The 18,417-nt window shown below is 70.8% G+C and carries 17 protein-coding genes; all 17 read right to left on the reverse strand.

The features are described 5' to 3' along the window. Positions 1-141: 141 nt before the first annotated feature. Positions 142-1,455: a tyrosine--tRNA ligase gene (gene tyrS / locus FFA01_RS05740; RefSeq protein ID WP_244289712.1), complete on the reverse strand. Its 1,314-nt coding sequence runs from the start codon at positions 1,453-1,455 to the stop codon at positions 142-144. Positions 1,456-1,473: 18 nt separating this feature from the next. Then, positions 1,474-2,070 (reverse strand): DNA-3-methyladenine glycosylase, encoded by a 597-nt coding sequence (locus FFA01_RS05745; RefSeq protein ID WP_146854083.1) that lies wholly within the window; start codon positions 2,068-2,070, stop codon positions 1,474-1,476. A gap of 31 nt (positions 2,071-2,101) precedes the next feature. Next, entirely contained in the window at positions 2,102-2,230 is a 129-nt protein-coding gene (locus FFA01_RS16395) for a hypothetical protein (RefSeq protein WP_259394109.1), read from the reverse strand. Next, positions 2,227-3,675 (reverse strand): argininosuccinate lyase, encoded by a 1,449-nt coding sequence (gene argH / locus FFA01_RS05750; protein ID WP_146853910.1) that lies wholly within the window; start codon positions 3,673-3,675, stop codon positions 2,227-2,229. Before argH ends, FFA01_RS16395 begins: the two co-directional genes overlap by 4 nt. Continuing rightward, on the reverse strand, positions 3,675-4,874 hold the full coding sequence (locus tag FFA01_RS05755; RefSeq protein ID WP_146853912.1) for an argininosuccinate synthase: 1,200 nt from the start codon (positions 4,872-4,874) through the stop codon (positions 3,675-3,677). The genes argH and FFA01_RS05755 overlap by 1 nt, the downstream gene beginning before the upstream one ends. Positions 4,875-4,974: 100 nt before the next feature. Then, positions 4,975-5,895 carry an ornithine carbamoyltransferase gene (gene argF / locus FFA01_RS05760; RefSeq protein ID WP_146853914.1) on the reverse strand — a complete coding sequence of 307 codons (921 nt, stop codon included), beginning with the start codon at positions 5,893-5,895 and terminating at the stop codon, positions 4,975-4,977. Continuing rightward, positions 5,892-7,088, reverse strand: coding sequence for an acetylornithine transaminase (locus tag FFA01_RS05765; protein WP_146853916.1), 1,197 nt, complete (start codon positions 7,086-7,088; stop codon positions 5,892-5,894). Before FFA01_RS05765 ends, argF begins: the two co-directional genes overlap by 4 nt. A 2-nt stretch (positions 7,089-7,090) precedes the next feature. After that, a complete protein-coding gene (gene argB / locus FFA01_RS05770) occupies positions 7,091-8,086 on the reverse strand; it encodes an acetylglutamate kinase (protein WP_146853918.1) in 996 nt (331 codons plus the stop codon). Continuing rightward, the gene (gene argJ, locus FFA01_RS05775) at positions 8,086-9,243 is read right to left on the reverse strand and encodes a bifunctional glutamate N-acetyltransferase/amino-acid acetyltransferase ArgJ (protein WP_146853920.1); all 1,158 of its coding nucleotides are present in this window, start codon (positions 9,241-9,243) and stop codon (positions 8,086-8,088) included. The genes argB and argJ overlap by 1 nt, the downstream gene beginning before the upstream one ends. Further along, complete coding sequence (gene argC, locus FFA01_RS05780) at positions 9,240-10,286, reverse strand: N-acetyl-gamma-glutamyl-phosphate reductase (protein WP_146853922.1); 1,047 nt, start codon at positions 10,284-10,286, stop codon at positions 9,240-9,242. Before argC ends, argJ begins: the two co-directional genes overlap by 4 nt. 58 nt (positions 10,287-10,344) lie before the next feature. Further along, complete coding sequence (pheT, locus tag FFA01_RS05785; protein ID WP_146853924.1) at positions 10,345-12,837, reverse strand: phenylalanine--tRNA ligase subunit beta; 2,493 nt, start codon at positions 12,835-12,837, stop codon at positions 10,345-10,347. Further along, positions 12,837-13,877 (reverse strand): phenylalanine--tRNA ligase subunit alpha, encoded by a 1,041-nt coding sequence (gene pheS, locus FFA01_RS05790; protein WP_146853927.1) that lies wholly within the window; start codon positions 13,875-13,877, stop codon positions 12,837-12,839. The genes pheT and pheS overlap by 1 nt, the downstream gene beginning before the upstream one ends. A gap of 91 nt (positions 13,878-13,968) precedes the next feature. Then, positions 13,969-14,901: an amino acid ABC transporter permease gene (locus FFA01_RS05795; protein WP_146853929.1), complete on the reverse strand. Its 933-nt coding sequence runs from the start codon at positions 14,899-14,901 to the stop codon at positions 13,969-13,971. Beyond that, on the reverse strand, positions 14,898-15,563 hold the full coding sequence (locus tag FFA01_RS05800; protein ID WP_146854085.1) for an amino acid ABC transporter permease: 666 nt from the start codon (positions 15,561-15,563) through the stop codon (positions 14,898-14,900). The genes FFA01_RS05795 and FFA01_RS05800 overlap by 4 nt, the downstream gene beginning before the upstream one ends. Positions 15,564-15,663: 100 nt before the next feature. Then, positions 15,664-16,533 (reverse strand): glutamate ABC transporter substrate-binding protein, encoded by an 870-nt coding sequence (locus tag FFA01_RS05805; RefSeq protein WP_146853931.1) that lies wholly within the window; start codon positions 16,531-16,533, stop codon positions 15,664-15,666. Positions 16,534-16,627: 94 nt separating this feature from the next. Continuing rightward, positions 16,628-17,365 carry an amino acid ABC transporter ATP-binding protein gene (locus FFA01_RS05810; RefSeq protein ID WP_146853933.1) on the reverse strand — a complete coding sequence of 246 codons (738 nt, stop codon included), beginning with the start codon at positions 17,363-17,365 and terminating at the stop codon, positions 16,628-16,630. Between the two features lie 111 nt (positions 17,366-17,476). Next, positions 17,477-18,301 (reverse strand): TrmH family RNA methyltransferase, encoded by an 825-nt coding sequence (locus tag FFA01_RS05815; protein ID WP_146853935.1) that lies wholly within the window; start codon positions 18,299-18,301, stop codon positions 17,477-17,479. Positions 18,302-18,417 lie beyond the last annotated feature (116 nt).

Consider the following 18,417-nt stretch of genomic DNA (forward strand, 5'->3'; position numbering starts at 1 on the left):
GGGCATGGTGAGTGAGGCGCCTGACCCGGCCCCCGGTGGTGGGTCGCCGCTCCTGTTCCGCGGCCCCGCTCCCCCGGACACGACGAAACCCGTGACCGACGGGCGGTCACGGGTTTCGTGGTGATGGGGGCTGACGAGCGATCAGGATCGGACGGTCACACCGGCCAGCGTCTTCTTGCCCCGACGGAGGACGACGAGCCCCCCGGCGAGCATGGTGTCGGCCACGGGCGAGTCGCCGTCGGTCACTCTCGCGTTGTTCACGTAGACCCCGCCTTCGCCGGCCGCCCGGCGGGCCGCCCCGAGCGACGCGACGAGTCCGGTGTCGACGAGCGCCTGCGCCACGGTCGTGGTCGTCGTCGCCTCGGCCGACGGGAGCTCCGCCACGGCGCTCCGCAGCGTGGACTCGTCGAGCGAGTCGAGATCGCCGTTGCCGAACAGAGCGCCGGCGGCATCGATGGCCGACCGGGTCGAGGAGTCTCCGTGCACGAGACGGGTGACCTCCCAGGCCAGGGTGCGCTGCGCCTCCCTGGTGAACGGGGTCTCGGCCACGACCGACTCGAGCCGCTCGATCTCGCCGCGGTCGAGGAAGGTGAAGACCTTCAGGCGCGACACGACGTCGGCGTCGTCCGTGTTCAGCCAGAACTGGTACATCGCGTAGGGGCTGGTGAGCTCGGGGTCGAGCCACACCGCGTTGCCCTCGCTCTTGCCGAACTTCGTGCCGTCGCTGTTGGTGATCAGCGGGGTTCCGATGGCGTGGACGGACACGCCCTCGGTCCGGCGGATCAGGTCGGTGCCGCTGGTGAGGTTGCCCCACTGATCGCTGCCTCCGGTCTGGAGGACGCACTCGTACTGGCGGAACAGCTCCCGGTAGTCGAGCCCCTGGAGGATCTGGTAGCTGAACTCGGTGTAGCTGATGCCGGCGTCGGAGTTGAGGCGGGCGCTGACCGCGTCCTTCTTGAGCATCGTGTTGACGCGGAAGTTCTTGCCGATGTCGCGCAGGAACTCGATGGCGCTCAACGGCGACGTCCAGTCGAGATTGTTCACGACCCGAAGACCGTTGTCGCCCTCGGCGGAGAGGAACTTCTCGACGTGCACCCGGATGCTCTCGACCCATTCGGCCGTCTGCTCGGGGGTCTTGAGGACGCGCTCGGCGGTCGGTCGAGGATCGCCGATCAGACCGGTCGAGCCGCCGACGAGTCCGAGAGGACGGTGGCCTGCGAGCTGCAGACGCCGCATCGTCAGGAGCTGGACCAGGTTGCCGAGGTGCAGGCTCGGAGCCGTCGGATCGAAGCCGCAGTAGTACGTGATCGGCGGGCCGGCGAGGAGGGATTTCAGAGCATCGGCATCCGTCGAGACGTGCACGAGGCCGCGCCAGTTCAGTTCGTCCCACACGTCGTCGAACGTGGGGTCGTTCCGTTGGCCGGCCAGGACGTCCGCGGTCGTTTCACTGGTCACCCGAGAACGGTACCAGCGTCAGCCCGATCGCCCCGCCCGGCGGACGGCCGGGCGGTACGACGAGACCGTCGGATCGTCCGTGATCCAGAACCGCCAGGGGAAGTCGGCGCCACCGGCCTCTCCCGCGACGCCGACCCGAGGCCCCGCCGACACCGCCCCGACGGGGGTCTCGGGCAGGGTCAGGGCGATCCGGCCCGCACCCAGGTGCGAACCGTCGTCGGCGAGGTCGATTCCGAGCGCCGACCCGAGCCTCCCCGGCCCCCTCGCGAGATCGCGGTCGTCCCGCGACGTCGGCCTCCGCGATCGAGCCGTCTCCAGGCCGCCGACCACGGCGCCGGCCCTGAGCAGGACGCCGGACCCCTCGCCCGCGGGACCGCACACGAGGTTGACGCACCGGTGGATCCCGTACGACAGGTACACGTACACGGTGCCGGCCCCGCCGAACATGCTCGCGTTCCGGGCGGTCGGTCCGCGGTGCGCATGCGAACCCGGGTCGGCGCCCTCACCGAGATAGGCCTCGACCTCGGTCAGTCTCAGCGAGACCCCGCCGACACGCAGAACGGCCCCGAGGAGGCGCGGTGCCACCTCGAGGGCCGTTCCCGACAGCAGACGCATCGCATCGCCGGGCGTGGTCTCGGTCACGGGACTAGAAGAAGTCCTGCCCGGTCGTGATCACGATCACGACGACGGCCACCAGCACGACGACGCTGACCGCGACGACGATCGGCAGCAGCCACGGCCGCCGCACGGGCGGGGTCGGTCGGCGGTCGGTCACGACGCCCTCGGCGCGAGGTCGCGGACCAGCCCGGCCGTGCGCTCGGTGAGCGCCGCCAGCTGTTCGGCGACGCGCTCGGGCGCGGTGCCGCCCGCGCCGTCGCGACTCGCGATCGAGCCCTCGACCGTCAGGACCGGACGGATGTCCGGTGTGAGGTGAGGCGACACTGCGGCGTACTGCTCGTCGGTCGGCTCGTCGAGCTCCAGACCGTTCTGCTCGCAGAACCGGACCAGCTCGCCGCTGATCTCGTGGGCGTCCCGGAACGTGACGCCCTGCCGGACGAGCCACTCGGCCACGTCGGTCGCCAGCGAGAAGCCCTGCGGTGCGAGCTCGGCCATCCGCTTCTCGTCGAACTGGAGCGTGGCGACCAGGCCGGTGAAGGCGGGCAGGAGCACCTCGAGCTGCGTGACCGAGTCGAAGACCGGCTCCTTGTCCTCCTGGAGGTCCCGGTTGTAGGCGAGGGGCAGGCCCTTGAGCGTCGCCAGGAGACCGGTGAGGTTGCCGATGAGCCGCCCCGACTTGCCGCGCGCGAGCTCGGCGATGTCGGGGTTCTTCTTCTGCGGCATGATCGACGACCCGGTCGAGAACGCGTCGTGCAACCGGACGAAACCGAACTCGCGCGTCGACCAGAGGATGATCTCCTCCGACAGGCGCGAGAGGTCGATGCCGATCGACGCGGCGACGAAGGCGAACTCGGCGACGACGTCGCGACTGGCCGTCGCGTCGATCGAGTTCTCGGTCGTGCGGTCGAAACCGAGGTCGGTGGCGACCTGCACGGGATCGAGCCCGAGCGAGCTGCCCGCCAGGGCGCCGGCGCCGTAGGGCGACGCGGAGGCACGGTGCGACCAGTCGCGGAGCCTCTCGAGATCGCGGACCAACGGCCAGGCGTGAGCGAGCAGGTGATGCGCCACCAGCACCGGCTGCGCGTGCTGCAGGTGGGTGCGACCCGGCATCACCGCGCGGGGGTGCGCGGTGGCCTGGGCGGCGATCGCGTCGACGAGGTCGACCACGTGCCGAGCGATGACCGTCGCGTGATCGCGGAGGTAGAGCCGGACGAGCGTGGCGATCTGGTCGTTGCGGCTGCGGCCGGCGCGCAGCTTGCCGCCGAGCTCGACCCCGGCGATGCCGATCAGACCGCGCTCGAGCGCGGAGTGGACGTCCTCGTCGGACTCGGCGGCGACGAAGCGGCCGTCCGCGACGTCCGACTCCAGCCGGTCGAGAGCCGCGATCATGGCATCGAGCTCGGTGTCGTCGAGGTAGCCGGCCGTCGCCAGCGCCCGGGCGTGAGCCCGAGACCCGGCGATGTCGTACGGAGCCAGCTGCCAGTCGAACTGGGTCGACTTGCTGAGCGCGGCGAGCTCGGCGGACGGCCCGGAGGCGAAGCGGCCGCCCCAGAGGGCGCCCGCCTCGCCTGCGCGCTGGTTCGGCGTCGTCGCGTCGGCCACTACTGCTGGGCCAGGTCGCGGCGGGCCGAGATCTTGCTCGGCAGCGACCAGATCTCGATGAAGCCCTTGGACAGCGACTGGTCGAAGGTGTCGCCGGTGTCGTAGGTCGCCAGGTCGAAGTCGTAGAGGCTGGCGTCGCTCTTCTGGCCGGTGACGACGGCGCGGCCGCCCTGCAGCTTGAGCCGGATGTCTCCCGAGACGTATTTCTGGGTGTCGTCGATGAAGACGTCGAGCGACCGCTTGAGACCCGAGAACCAGAGACCGTCGTAGACGAGGTTCGACCACTCGGCCTCGACCCCGCGCTTGTATCGACCGAGGTCGCGCTCGATGGTCAGCGCCTCGAGCGCCTCGTGCGCCTGGATCAGGGCGATCGCGCCGGGGGCCTCGTAGACCTCGCGGCTCTTGATGCCGACGAGGCGGTCCTCGACCACGTCGATGCGGCCCACGCCGTGAGCGCCGGCGAGCTCGTTCATCTTCTCGACGATGCCGAGCGGCGTGTACGCCACGCCGTCGATGGCGATCGGGACGCCTGCCTGGAACGTGATGACGACCTCGTCGGCGTCCTTGATGACCGCCGGGTCCTGCGTGTACTCGTAGAGGTCCTCGATGGGCGGGTTCCACGGGTCTTCGAGGAACCCGGTCTCGACCGCGCGGCCCCAGACGTTCTTGTCGATCGAATACGGGTTCGCCGCACTCTGCCGGATGGGCAGGTTGTGCTGCTCGGCGTAGACGATCGCCTTGTCGCGGGTCAGGGCGAGGTCGCGGACCGGAGCGATGCTCGTGAGGTCGGGAGCCAGGGCGGCGACGGCCGCCTCGAACCGGACCTGGTCGTTGCCCTTGCCGGTGCAGCCGTGGGCCACGCTGTCGGCTCCGAGCTCCTTCGCGACGCGGGCGAGGTGCCGGGCGATCAACGGACGGCTGAGAGCGCTCACCAGCGGGTAGGTCTTCTGGTACATCGCGTTGGCCTTGAGGGCCGGCATCAGGTAGTCGCGGCCGAACTCCTCCTTGGCGTCGACGACGACCGACTCGACCGCGCCGCAGTCGAGTGCGCGCTGGCGGATGTCGTTCATGTCCTCACCGCCCTGTCCGACGTCGACGGCCAGGGCCACGACCTCCTTGCCGGTGGCATCGGCCAACCAGCCGATGCCGACCGAGGTGTCCAGACCTCCCGAGTATGCGAGGACGACGCGTTCCGCCATGGTTCTCCTAAGTTCGTGTGTGGGTGGGTGATGCCGGTGGCCCCGCCGGGGCCGGGCCACCGGGTCGTTCAGGATGCGGTCGTGAGCCGACCGCGACCGCTCAGTGCTCGAGCAGCCAGGTGAGCAGGGCCTTCTGGGCGTGGACGCGGTTCTCCGCCTCGTCCCAGATGACGCTGGTGGGTCCGTCGATGACGTCCGACTCGACCTCGTAGCCGCGGTCGGCGGGCAGGCAGTGCAGGAAGATGGCGTCGTCGTCGGCGTGCGCCATCAGCGCCCGGTCGACCTTGAAGCCGCCGAAGACGGCGACGCGCTCGTCCTTCTCGTCTTCCTTGCCCATCGAGACCCAGGTGTCGGTGACCACGACGTCGGCGCCGTCGACCGCGGTGCGGGCGTCGGTCGTGACCTGCACCGAGCCTCCGGTGGTCTCGGCGATCCGCTCGGCGTCGCGGATGACGGACTCCTCGGGCTGGAAGCCGTCGGGGGCTCCGATCCGGACGTGCATGCCTGCCGTGGCACCGGCGAGCAGGTACGACTGACCCATGTTGCAGCGGCCGTCGCCGACGAACGCCACCGTGAGACCCGCCAGGCGGCCCTTCTTCTCTCGGATGGTCTGGAGGTCGGCCAGCAGCTGGCAGGGGTGGAAGTCGTCGCTGAGCGCGTTCACGACGGGTACGGTCGTGCCGGCGGCCATCTCCTCGAGACCGGACTGCGCGTAGGTGCGCCACACGATCGCGGACACCATGCGCTCGAGGACGCGAGCGGTGTCGGACGGGGTCTCCTTCCCGCCGAGCTGGCTGTTGGCCGTCGCGATGATCAGCGGGCTGCCGCCCAGATCGGCGATGCCGACCGCGAACGAGACGCGGGTACGCGTCGAGGACTTGTCGAAGATGACGGCGACGGTCTGAGGACCCTCGAGCGGGCGGCGCGACCAGCGGTCCGCCTTGAGCTCGTCGGCCAGATCGAGGACCTCGATCAGCTCGGTGGGGCTGAGGTCGTCGTCGCGGAGGAAGTGCCGGGTCATGCGAGGCCTTTCAAGACGGAGCTGAACAGGGTGATGAACTCGTCGATCTCGGACTCGCCGACGATGAGGGGCGGCGCGAGACGGATGCTCGAGTCGTTCGGTGCGTTGATGATCAGGCCGGCCTCGAGTGCCCGGGCGTTCAGCTCGGCGGCGACGGGCTGCGTGAGACCCAGGCCGATGAGGAGCCCACGGCCCCGGATCTCGCCGATGAGCGGCGAGCCGATGGCGGCGATCGCCTCGCGCAGCTGATCGCCCCGCGCGACGGCGTTCAGGATGAGGTCGGACGCCTCGATCTCGCCGAGCACCGCATTGGCTGCGGCGGTCGCCAGCGGGTTCCCGCCGAACGTGCTGCCGTGCTGACCGGCCTCGAAGAGGTCCGACGTCTCGCCGAAGGTGACGAGTGCGCCGATCGGGACGCCGCCGGCGATCCCCTTGGCGACGGTGATGGCGTCGGGCACGATGTCGAACTGCTGGAACGCGAACCACGATCCCGTCCGGCCGACTCCGGTCTGGATCTCGTCGAGGACGAGCAGCGCTCCGTGACGGGAGGTGAGCTCGCGGGCCTTCTCGAGGAAGCCCTCGGGGAGGTCGAGCACGCCGGCCTCGCCCTTGATGGGCTCGACGAAGAGCGCGGCCACCCGGTCGTCGAACGCGGCCTCGAGAGCGGCGATCGTCGTCTCGATGTGCTCGACGCCGGCGACCATCGGCTCGAAGGGCTCGCGCAGGGCGGGCTTGCCGGTGAGGGCGAGCGAGCCCATCGTGCGTCCGTGGAACGAGTTCTGCAGCGCGAGGATGCGCGTCTTCGAGCCGTCTCCGCGGTTGAGGCGGGCGAGCTTGAACGCCGCCTCGTTCGCCTCGGCGCCGCTGTTGCCGAAGTAGACCCTGCCGCGCTCGCCCGCACCGGTGATGCGCTTGAGACGCTCGGCGAGCTCGATCTGCGGCGCGCTGGCGAAGTAGTTCGACACGTGGATCAGTGCGGCCGCCTGGGTCGCGAGGGCGTCGACCAGCACGGGGTGGGCGTGTCCGAGCGCGTTGACGGCGATGCCGCCGAGGAAGTCGAGGTAGCGCTTGCCGTCGACGTCGTGGACGTGGCAGCCTTCGCCGTGCGAGAGCATCACCGTCGGCGTGGACAGCGAGCCCATCAGCGAGTCGCCGAATCGGCGCTGCCAGGTACCGCCTTGGGTCTGGATCATGGTCACGACTGTCCTTTCGTCTCGGCGCCGGCGTGCGCGGCGGTCTTTCCGGTGGAGGTGACGACCGGGGCGCCGTAGGACGCCGCCCGATCGTCGGGGATGACCTCGGTGCCCGACCCGCGCTGGGTGAAGACCTCGAGGAGGATGGAGTGCGGGATCCGTCCGTCGATGATGGTCGCTCCCCCGACGCCGCCCACGACCGATTCGAGGCACGCCGTCATCTTCGGGATCATGCCCGACTCGAGCGACGGCAGCAGATCGGTGAGGGCGGAGACGGTGATCGCCGCGACCAGCGACTCCCGGTTCGGCCAGTCGCTGTAGAGCCCCGCGACGTCGGTCAGCATGACGAGCTTCGTCGCCTCGAGGGCGATCGCCAGGGCGCCGGCCGCGGCGTCCGCGTTCACGTTCAACGCTGAATCGGGATGATCCTCGTTGGTCGCGATCGACGAGACGACCGGGATGCGCCCCGCACGGATCTCGGTCAGGACCGAGCTGGGGTCGACCTCGGTGATGTCGCCCACGTGTCCGAGATCGAAGGTCTCGCCGTCGACGACGACTCCGCGGCGACGCCCCTCGAAGAGGGTGGACCCCTCGCCCGAGACGCCCCGGGCGAGATCGCCGTGCTCGTTGATGAGGTCGACGATCTCACGGTTGACCTCGCCGGCCAGGACGTCCCGGACGACCGAGATGGCCTCGGTGCTGGTGTAGCGGTATCCGCCGCGGAACTCGCTCGGGATGCCCGCGGCCTCGAGCGCCGCCGAGATCTGCGGCCCGCCGCCGTGCACCACCACGGGGAAGAGACCGGCGTAGCGGAGGTAGACCATGTCCTCGGCGAAGGCGCGCTTCAGGGCGTCGTCGACCATGGCGTTGCCGCCGAACTTGACGACGACGACCGTGCCGGAGAACCGCTTCAGCCAGGGCAGCGACTCGATGAGGGTGGCGGCCTTGACGGCGGCGAGCTCCTGCTCGTCGCTGTGCACCACGTCGGAGACGGCCATCAGCTGGAGTACGCGCTGTTCTCGTGCACGTAGTCGTGCGTGAGGTCGTTCGTCAGGATCGTCGCCTCGGCGTCGCCGACCTTGAGGTCGACCAGCACGTGCACGGCCCGCGGGGTGAGGTCCACGGCGTCGCTCGGCTGGTCGGGTGCACCGGCGTGACAGACCCGGACGCCGTTCATGGTCACGTCGACGTCGTACGGGTCGAACTCGGCCGAGGTCGTGCCGATGGCGGCGAGCACCCGGCCCCAGTTGGGGTCGTTGCCGAACACGGCGGCCTTGAAGAGGTTGTTCCGGGCGATGGAACGGCCGACCTCGACGGCCTCGACGTCGCTGACCGCCCCGACGACCTCGATGCGGATGTCGTGCGCGGCCCCCTCGGCGTCGGCCTGCAGCTGCTCGGCGAGGTCGGCGCAGAGCTCGGTGACGGCGGCCTGGAACGCCGCCTGGTCGGGGACGACGTCGGACTCGCCGCTGGCGAGGAGCACCACGGTGTCGTTCGTCGACATGCAGCCGTCGGAGTCGAGGCGGTCGAAGGTCACCCGCGTCGCTTCGCGGAGCGACGAGTCGAGGACCTCGGACGGCAGGTCGGCGTCGGTCGTCAGGACGACCAGCATGGTGGCGAGGCCGGGAGCCAGCATGCCCGCGCCCTTGGCCATGCCGCCGACCACCCAGCCGTCTCCGGCGACCACGGCCTGCTTGGGCTTCGTGTCGGTCGTCATGATGGCCGTGGCGGCGGCGAGACCGCCGTCGTCGTCGAGCTCCGCCGCCGCAGCGGTCGCGCCGCCGAGAACCTTGTCGCGGAAGATCTGATCGCCCACCCCGATGAGCCCGGTCGAGCAGACGACGACGTCGGTCGCCGAGATCCCGAGCGCGTCGGCCACGGTCTCGGCCGTCGCGTGGGTCGTCTGGAAGCCGAACGGACCCGTGAAGCAGTTCGCGCCTCCGGAGTTGAGGACGACCGCGTCGGCGATGCCGTCGGAGACGACCTGCTGCGACCAGAGGACGGGGTGGGCCTTGGCCCGGTTGCTGGTGAAGACGGCCGCGACCGCCTTGCGGCGACCCCGGTTCACCACGAGGGCGACGTCGGGCCTGCCGGTGCTCTTGAGGCCGGCCACGACACCGGCGGCGAGGAATCCCTGGGCTGCGGTGACGCTCACGGTGCCACTCCGTTCACGGTCAGGCCGGCGGTCTCGGGGAGGCCGAGGGCGATGTTGGCGGACTGCACGGCCGCTCCGGCCGTGCCCTTCGCCAGGTTGTCGATGGCGCTGACGACGACGAGCCGGTCGGCGTCGGAGTCGACGGCGAGCCCGATCAAGGCCGTGTTGGCGCCGACGGTGTCGGCCGTGCGGGGGAACTCGCCCTCGGGCAGCAGGTGCACGAACGGCTCGTTCGCGTAGGCGGCCTCGTACGCGGCGCGGACGTCGCCGGCGCTCACCCCCGGCTCGAGGGTGGCCGTGGAGGTCGCGAGGATGCCCCGCGACATCGGGACGAGGACGGGAGTGAAGGAGATGCTCACCTGAGCGGCACCGGCCACCCGGAGGTTCTGCTGGATCTCGGGCACGTGGCGGTGCACCCCGCCGACGCCGTAGGCCGACGCCGAGCCCATGAGCTCGCTGGCCAGCAGGTGCGGCTTCAGGGCCTTGCCCGCACCGGACGGCGCCACCGCGAGGACCGAGACCAGATCGGTGCTCTGGACGACCCCGGCGCGGATGGCCGGTGCGAGAGCGAGGGTGATCGCGGTGACGTTGCAGCCGGGAGCGGCGATGCGTCGCTCGCCGACGAGCAGGTCGCGCTGGCGGGTGCCGTCGGAGTGGACGAGCTCGGGCAGGCCGTAGGCCCAGGCGCCGTGGAACTCGCCGCCGTAGAACCGCGCCCAGGCGGTCTCGTCGGTCAGGCGGTGGTCGGCGCCGCAATCGACGACGAGCGTCTCGCGGGGCAGCTCGGCCGTGATCGCGCCCGACTTGCCGTGCGGCAGGGCGAGGAAGACGACGTCGTGGCCGAGGAGGTTGGCGGGCGTCGTCTCGACGAGAGTGAGGTGAGCGAGCGAGCGAAGCTGCGGCTGCAGCGCGATGAGGGGCTGCCCGGCGTTCTGGAACGCCGTGACGGTCCGCACCTCGAAGTCGGGATGCGCGGCGAGGAGCCGCAACAGCTCGCCGCCGGCGTAGCCGCTGGCGCCGGCGACGGCAACGGAATATGGCATGGGTCCACCCTAATGTTCGATTCGGTCGAGGATCGGGGGCGGCGACGCCGGGCGAGTGTCAGTCGCGGAGCGCCGCCCCGAATCGCTCGCCCGCCAGGCGGACGGACCCCTGCTTGGCCTCGGTCGCCTCGGCGGCCGTGAGGGTGCGGTCGTCGGCACGGAACCGGAGCGCGAAGGTGAGGGACTTGGAGTCCTCGGGCAGACCGGCCCCGCGGTAGTCGTCGACCAGTCGGACGGACTCGAGCAGCGGGCCTCCGCCGTCGCGGACGGCCGAGAGCACGTCACCCGCCGGCACCTCGACGCGGACGACCAGCGACAGGTCCTGAGTCGCTGCCGGGAAGGACGAGATGGCCGTCGGCTGGACCTCGCCGGCGGACGAGCGGAGCACCGCGTCGAGGTCGAGCTCTCCGACCGCGACGACCCGGGGCAGGTCGAGCGCCTCGGCCACGCGGGGCAGGAGCTCTCCGGCATAGCCCACGACCTGGCCGTCGACCAGGATCTCGGCCGTCCGGCCGGGGTGCAGCGAGACGTGCGACCCCTGACGGAACACGAGCATGGCGCCGGCGGCGTGCGCGGCGACCCGGAGGTCGTCGAGGACGTCGGCGAGAGACGCCGCGACGGCGGGCTGGCCGGGCTGGCGCTCGACGGACTGGCCGAGCGACAGGACGGCGACGTGACGCGGCTGGGGCGGCAGGCTCGCCTCGAGCTCGGCGAGCAGGTCGTCTCCGGGGCGCTGGGGCCCGGGAGGCACGGTGTCGGTGCCGTAGGACCGACCGGACTCCGGGAGGAAGACCGTGCCCGTCTCGAAGAGCGCCAGGTCGACGAGACCGCGCGACGCGTTGCGGCGGGCGATCTCGAGGAGGCCGGGGACCAGCGAGCGGCGGAGTTCGGGCGCGGCGACGTCGAGCGGGTTCGCCAGACGGACGGCGGGTGCCGGCGAGCCGTCGGCCGAGCCGAAGAGGGCGTTCTGCTCGTGACCGACGAACGGATAGGCCGCGACCTCGACCAGGCCGGCTGCCGCCAGCGCGGACGAGACCTGCCGACGGAGCTTCTGCTCGCGCGTCAGACCGCGACCGGGAGGCGCGACGGGGAGGACGGACGGGATCCGGTCGTACCCGGTGATCCGGGCCACCTCCTCGACGAGCGAGGCCGGGTCGACGAGGTCGGGACGCCAGGTGGGCGGTGTCACCGACCAGCCGCCGTCGATCGGGTGCACGTCGGCGCCGATGGCCGAGAGGGAGTCGGCCACCTCGGCGTCCGGGTAGTCGACGCCGATCAGCTGAGCGGCCCGACCGGCGGGCAGGACGATGGATCGCGGAGGCGTCGAGGCGTCGAGCGTCGAGCCCAGGGAGTCGATCGTTCCGCCCGCGAGCTCGACGAGGAGGTCGAGGACCCGCTGCGCGGCCGCGAGGGAGACCTGCGGATCGACGCCGCGCTCGAAGCGACGCGAGGCCTCGCTGGGGAGCTTGTGGCGACGCGCCGAGCGCGCGATCGAGACGGGGTCGAAGGTCGCCGCCTCGATGAGGACGTCGGTCGTGCCGCTGGTGATCTCCGTGCGGGCACCGCCCATGACGCCGGCCAGGCCGACCGGACCGGTCTGATCGGCGATCACGAGGTCCTCGCGGTCGAGGGTGCGCTTCTGGCCGTCGAGGGTCTCGAGCGTCTCGCCGGACGCGGCGCGGCGGACGGTGAGTCCGCCGTCGAGCCGGGCGAGGTCGTAGCCGTGGATCGGCTGCCCGAGCTCGAGCATGACGTAGTTGGTGATGTCGACGGGGAGCGAGATCGATCGGACGCCGGCGAGGCGGAGCCGCGCGGACATCCACGGAGGGGTCGACCGGCCGGCGTCGATGCCGCGGACGGTGCGCGTGACGAACGTGGTCACGGCGGCGGCCCCGCGGACGGGCGCCTCGTCGACGACCTCGACCGGGAACCCGTCCGCCGCGACGGGCGAGACGGCGTCGGCCGGGTCGCGGAACGACGCACCGGTCGCGTGCGAGTACTCGCGGGCCACGCCCCGGATGCTGAAGGCGTAACCGCGGTCGGGCGTGACGTTGATCTCGACGGCGGCCTCACCGAGACCGAGGAGGGCCACCGCGTCGGTGCCGACCTCGGGATCGAGGCCGAGGCTCGACAGCAGGAGGATGCCGTCGTGCTCGTCGCCGAGACCGAGCTCGCGGCTGGAGGCGATCATGCCGTCGGAGACGTGGCCGTAGGTCTTGCGGGCCGAGATGGGGAACGGACCGGGCAGGACGGCCCCGGGCAGCGAGACGACCACCTTGTCGCCCACGACGAAGTTGTGCGCCCCGCAGACGATGCCGCGGACGTCGTCCGGGCCGACCGCGACCTGGCACCAGTTGATCGTCTTGCCGTTCTTCTGCGGCTCGGGAGACAGCTCGAGCACCTGGCCGACGACGAGGGGCCCGGTCACCTCGCCGAGGTGGACGTCCTCTTCTTCGAACCCGACGGAGACGAGCGCGGCGTGGACGTGCTCGAGGCTCACGTCGTCGGGCAGGTCGACCCACTCGCCGAGCCAACTGAGCGGAACCCGCATCAGACCACCATCCCGAACTGCTCGCTGAACCGCACGTCGCCCTCGACCATGTCGCGCATGTCGTTGAGGTCGTTGCGGAATTGGAGGGTGCGCTCGATGCCCATGCCGAACGCGAAACCCTGGTACTCGTCGGGGTCGATGCCCGCGGCGCGGAGGACGTTGGGGTTCACCATGCCGCAGCCGCCCCATTCGACCCACCGGGCGCCGCCCTTGGCGTTCGGCTGCCAGACGTCCATCTCGGCGCTGGGCTCGGTGAACGGGAAGTAGTTGGGCCGCAGTCGGATCTGCGCGTCGGCGCCGAACATCGACCGGGCGAGGTGCTCGAGGGTGCCCCGCAGGTTGGCCATCGTCAGGCCTTTGTCGATGGCGATGCCCTCGATCTGGGTGAAGACCGGCGTATGCGTCGCGTCGAGCTCGTCGGTGCGGAAGACGCGGCCCGTGGCGACGTTGTAGACCGGCAGCTGCTTCGACAGGAGCGTGCGGATCTGCACCGGCGACGTGTGGGTGCGCAGCAGGAGGTGGTCGTCGACGGGGTCGACGAAGAAGGTGTCCTGCATGGCGCGAGCCGGGTGGTCGGCGTCGAAGTTCAGGGCGTCGAAGTTGAACCACTCGTGCTCGAGCTCGGGGCCTTCGGAGACCTCCCAGCCCATGCCGACGAAGAGGTCGAGCATCGACTCCTGCAGGAGGGCCAGCGGGTGGCGGGCTCCGACCCTCCGCCGGGTCGGCAGCGCCGTGACGTCGACGGCCTCGTCGGCCAGCCGCGCGGTCTCCTCCAGCTCGACGAGCTCGGTCTCGCGCGTCGCGACGGCCTGGTTCACCCTGCCCCTCGCCTGACCGACGAGCTTGCCCGCGGCGGCCTTCTGATCGTTCGGCAGATCGCGGAGACCGGCGTTCATGCGCGCCAGCATCGACCCGTCGCCGGTGTGCCGGGCGCGGGCGGCCTTCAGCTCGGCGACGGAGGCCGCGGTCGTGATCGCCACGAGGGCGGAGTCGACCGCGGACGCGACGGCGTCTTCGGTGATGGGGACGGTGTCTGACACGAGAACCAAGCTTAGCGATGCCGAGGAGGTGCGCCGCGCCTCCTCGGGGACCGGCGGCGGACGAGACGGCTGGGGAGGACGGAGGCGAGACTCAGGGCTGGGTCGTCTGGGAGTCGCCCGTCGTGGCGTCGATGTCCGGCCGACCGGCGGCCGCGAGGGCGCCGGGGCCGCCGAGTCCGCCACGACGCGGCTTCGTCAGGACGCCGCGCCGGCCGGTCCGTCGGTCGACGACGCGCACCACGTACGAGAACGCCAGGTTGGTCAGCAGGTAGACGACCAGCACGACCGCGAAGAGGGTGAAGGTGTAGGTGCTGCCGTACGACGTGCCGAGCCGGTTGAGCCCCACGCGCGTCAGCTCGACGTAGCCGACGATGTAGCCGAGCGAGGTGTCCTTCAGCAGGACGACGAGCTGCGCGAGGATGATCGGCAGCATCTGGCGGAACGCCTGCGGGAACTCGATGGCGAACCGGGTGCGCACGGGCGAGAGGCCGATGGCCAGCCCCGCCTCGCGCTGCCCCTTCGGCAGGGCGGCGATGCCCGAGCGGAGGGCCTCGCCGATCAGGGCGCCGTTGTAGACCGCCAGCGCGGCGACGACCGCCCAGAACGGCCCCGTCGAGAAGACGAGCAGGATGAACAGCATCATCAGCAGCACGGGCATGCCGCGGAAGAACTCGAGCACGACGGTCGTCGGGACACGCACCCAGGCGGTCCGCGCCGTCCGCAGGAACGAGAACAGCACGCCGATGACCACGGCCAGGACGGACGCGACCGCCGCGGCCTGCACGGTGGCGAGCCAGCCGCGCCCGATGTTCCGCCAGAGGTTGCGGTCGAGCAGGATGTCCCAGCGGTACGGGTCCAGCACGCTCGCGGTGACGGCGCCGTTGGCGCTGACCCGGGGGCGGCCGAGCAGGTAGACGACGTAGGCGACCAGGGCGAGGACGAGCACGACGCCGACGATCGAGATGACGCGCGACGTGCGGCGGGCCTTGGGGCCGGGAGCGTCGTAGAGGACGGAGGTGCTCATCGGAGGACTGCGACCTTCTTCTCGACCACGGCGGCGAGACGGCCGAGGGTGATGGTGACGACCAGGTAGAAGAACGCCACCGACAGGAGCACCGTGATGACGGCGTCTCCGCGGTCGTTCGCGATGAAGCGGCCGGCGGCGAACATCTCGGCGACGAAGAACCCGCCGGCGACCGAGGTGTTCTTCGTCAGGGCGATGATGACGTTGATCAGCGGAGGGATCACCATGCGGATCGCCTGCGGCATGATCACGAGCGTGAGCGTCTGGCTGAAGCCGAGGCCGATGCTGCGCGCCGCCTCGGCCTGGCCCACGGGCACGCCGTTGACGCCGGACCGGACGGCCTCGGCGACGAACGGCGAGGTGTAGAGGGTGAGGCCGATCACCGCGAGCGGGAAGTAGCCGATGCCGACGCCGAGGTACGGCAGCACGAACGCGCAGAAGAAGAGCACGAGCGTCAGCGGGATGTTGCGGATCGCCTCGGTGTAGACCGTCGCGAAGGCCCGGAACGAGCCGACCGGCGAGATGCGCATGGCGGCGATCACGAAGCCGATCACGATCGCGCCGACGCCCGACAGCGCCAGGAGCTGCAGCGTCGTGACGAAGCCGCCCCAGAAACGGGGCCAGTTGTCGGTCACGGCGTCGAAGCCGGGGATGACGTCCAAGGGGTTCACCGGGACTCCAGGTCAGAGGGCTGCCGCGGGGGCAGGAGGCGGTGGTGGGCACCGCGCGCACGGAGCGTCGCGGTGCCCACCGGGGTGGTGATCAGTACCGGTCGATGGCCGGGGGCTCGGGCGTCGGCAGGACGGCGCCGGCCGTGGCCTCCCAGAGCTCGTCCCAGGTGCCGTCGTCCTCGGCGTCCTGCAGGGTGTCGTTGATGAACATGCGGAAGTCGGTGTCGTCGAGACCCAGACCGATGCCGTAGGGCTCCTCGGTGAAGGGCGCGCCGACGACCTCGAACTCGCCCTCGTTCTGGTCGGCGAGGCCGGCCAGGATGACGTTGTCGGTGGTCACGGCCGCGACGGCGCCGGTGCGCAGGGGCTCCAGGCAGTTCGAATACGTGTCGGTCGCGATGATGTCCGTCGTGTACTCGGCGACGTTCGCCTCGCTGGTCGAGCCGCTGACCGTGCAGACGGCCTTGCCCTCGAGGTCGTCGGCGCCCTCGATGCCCTCGGGGTTGCCTTCGAGGACGAGGAGGTCCTGACCGGCCGTGTAGTACGGGCCGGCGAACGAGACGACCTCCTTGCGGGCGTCGTTGATCGTGTACGTCGCGATGACGAGGTCCACGTCGCCGTTCTGGATGAACGGCTCGCGGTTGGCGGAGACGGTCTCGACCCACTCGATGTCGCCGGCGGCGATGCCGAGCTTCGCCGCGACGAGCTTGCCGATCTCGGCGTCGAAGCCCTGGGGCACGCCCGAGCCGTCGTCGAGACCGAACAGCGGCTGGTCGAACTTGGTGCCGATGGTGATGGTGCCGGCCTCGGCGAGGCGGGCCATGGTCGTGCCGTCCTCGAAGTCGGCGACCTCTTCGACGTCGACCGAGCTCTCGGGGGCGGCCGAGTCGGTGCAGGCCGAGAGGCCGAGCACCGTGACGGCGGCTGCGGCTACGGCGACGAATCCCTTGCTGAGTCGCATTCTGTTCTCCTTGCTGTGTGACCCGAGCGCCAGGCGGCGGACGGGGGCTCCGGGGTCGCGCCTCCCGACGGAGGCGCGACGACGACGGGGTCGGTCAGTGCGTGAGGATCTTGGATAGGAAGTCGCGGGCGCGGTCGGACGAGGGCGCCGTGAAGAACTGCTCGGGCGTGCTCTCCTCCACGATCTCGCCGTCGGCCATGAACACGACGCGGTCGGCGGCCTTGCGGGCGAAGCCCATCTCGTGGGTCACGACGATCATCGTCATGCCGTCCTTCGCCAGCTGCACCATGACGTCGAGCACCTCGGTGATCATCTCCGGGTCGAGCGCGCTCGTCGGCTCGTCGAGCAGCATGACCTTCGGGTCCATCGCGAGGGCGCGGGCGATGGCGACGCGCTGCTGCTGACCGCCGGAGAGCTGCGATGGCATCTTCTGGGCCTGGTTGGCGACCCCGACGCGCTCGAGCAGCTCCATGGCGCGCTTCTCGGCCTCGGCCTTGCTGCGCTTGCGCACCTTGATCTGGCCGAGCGTCACGTTCTCGAGGACGGTCTTGTGCGAGAACAGGTTGAAGCTCTGGAACACCATGCCGACGTCGGCGCGCAGCCGGGCGAGCTCGGAGCCCTCCTCGGGGAGGCGCGTGCCGTCGATGGAGATGACCCCGTCGTCGATGGTCTCGAGACGGTTGATCGCACGGCACAGGGTCGACTTGCCGGAACCGCTGGGACCGATGACCACGACCACCTCACCCCGGGTGACGGTCGTCGTGATGTCCTTCAGAACGTGCAGTTCACCGAAGTGCTTGTTGACGTGGTCGACGACGACGAGGGGTTCCATGCGTCCACACAAACAGCTGGGTCTGGTGCACGCAAACTCACAGCGGATTCGTAACAGAACCGAAACGACGCGTCCGGTCCCCTGAGGAGCCGATCCGCGCCTCCTCGGTCGTCAGCTGCGGTGGGCGAACGCGCTCTCGTACAGGCAGACCGAGGCGGCGGTGGAGAGGTTCATCGATTCGGCGTGACCGTAGATGGGGACGACCACGGCGCGGTCCGCCAGAGCGAGGTCGTCGTCCGTGAGACCGCGCGCCTCGTTGCCGAACAGCCAGGCGGTCGGAGCGGCGAGGACGCCCTCGACCCGGGCGTCGAGCAGGTCGTCGCCCTTGACGTCGGCGGCCAGCACCTGGATGCCCGCCTCGGCGCACCGGGCGACGACACCGGCGAGATCGATCCCCACGGCGACGGGGACGTGGAACAGCGAGCCCGTGGTCGCCCGCACCACCTTCGGGTTGTAGAGGTCGACGCTGCGGCCGGTCATGATGACCGCGTCGGCGCCGGCCGAATCGGCGGCCCGGATGATCGTGCCCGCGTTGCCCGGGTCGCGCACCTCCTCGAGGATCGCGATCAGACGGGGCCCGCCGTCGCCGGTGTCGGCGAAGACGTCCTTGACCGCGGTCGGGAACTGCCGGCACACCGCGACGATCCCCTGGGGGGTCACGGTGTCGGCCATCGCCGCGATGACGGCCTCGCTGACGAACTCGATGTCGAGGTCGGCCTCGCGGGCGGCCTCGGCGACCTGCGGGTGACGCTCGAGCGCGGTCGGCGTGACGAAGAGGTCGACGAGCAGCTCGGGGCGGAACGCGAGCGCCTCGCTGACCGACTGGGGCCCCTCGAGGAGGAACAGCCCGGTCTCGGTGCGCGCGTCGCCCTTGGCCAGCTTGGCCACCGCCCGGACTCGGGGCGAACGGGGGTTGTCGAGGAGGGAGGAGCTCATCCGTTCACTATGCCGCACGGGGGCGCGCAGTCCGGGGCCCGCGCCGTGGCGGGCGGGTTAACGACGACGACCCGGGCGGCGGGGCCGTCCGGGTCGTCGAGGTGGTGCGGGGTGGA

The sequence above is a fragment of the Frigoribacterium faeni genome (assembly GCF_007988805.1).
Lineage (GTDB): Bacteria > Actinomycetota > Actinomycetes > Actinomycetales > Microbacteriaceae > Frigoribacterium > Frigoribacterium faeni.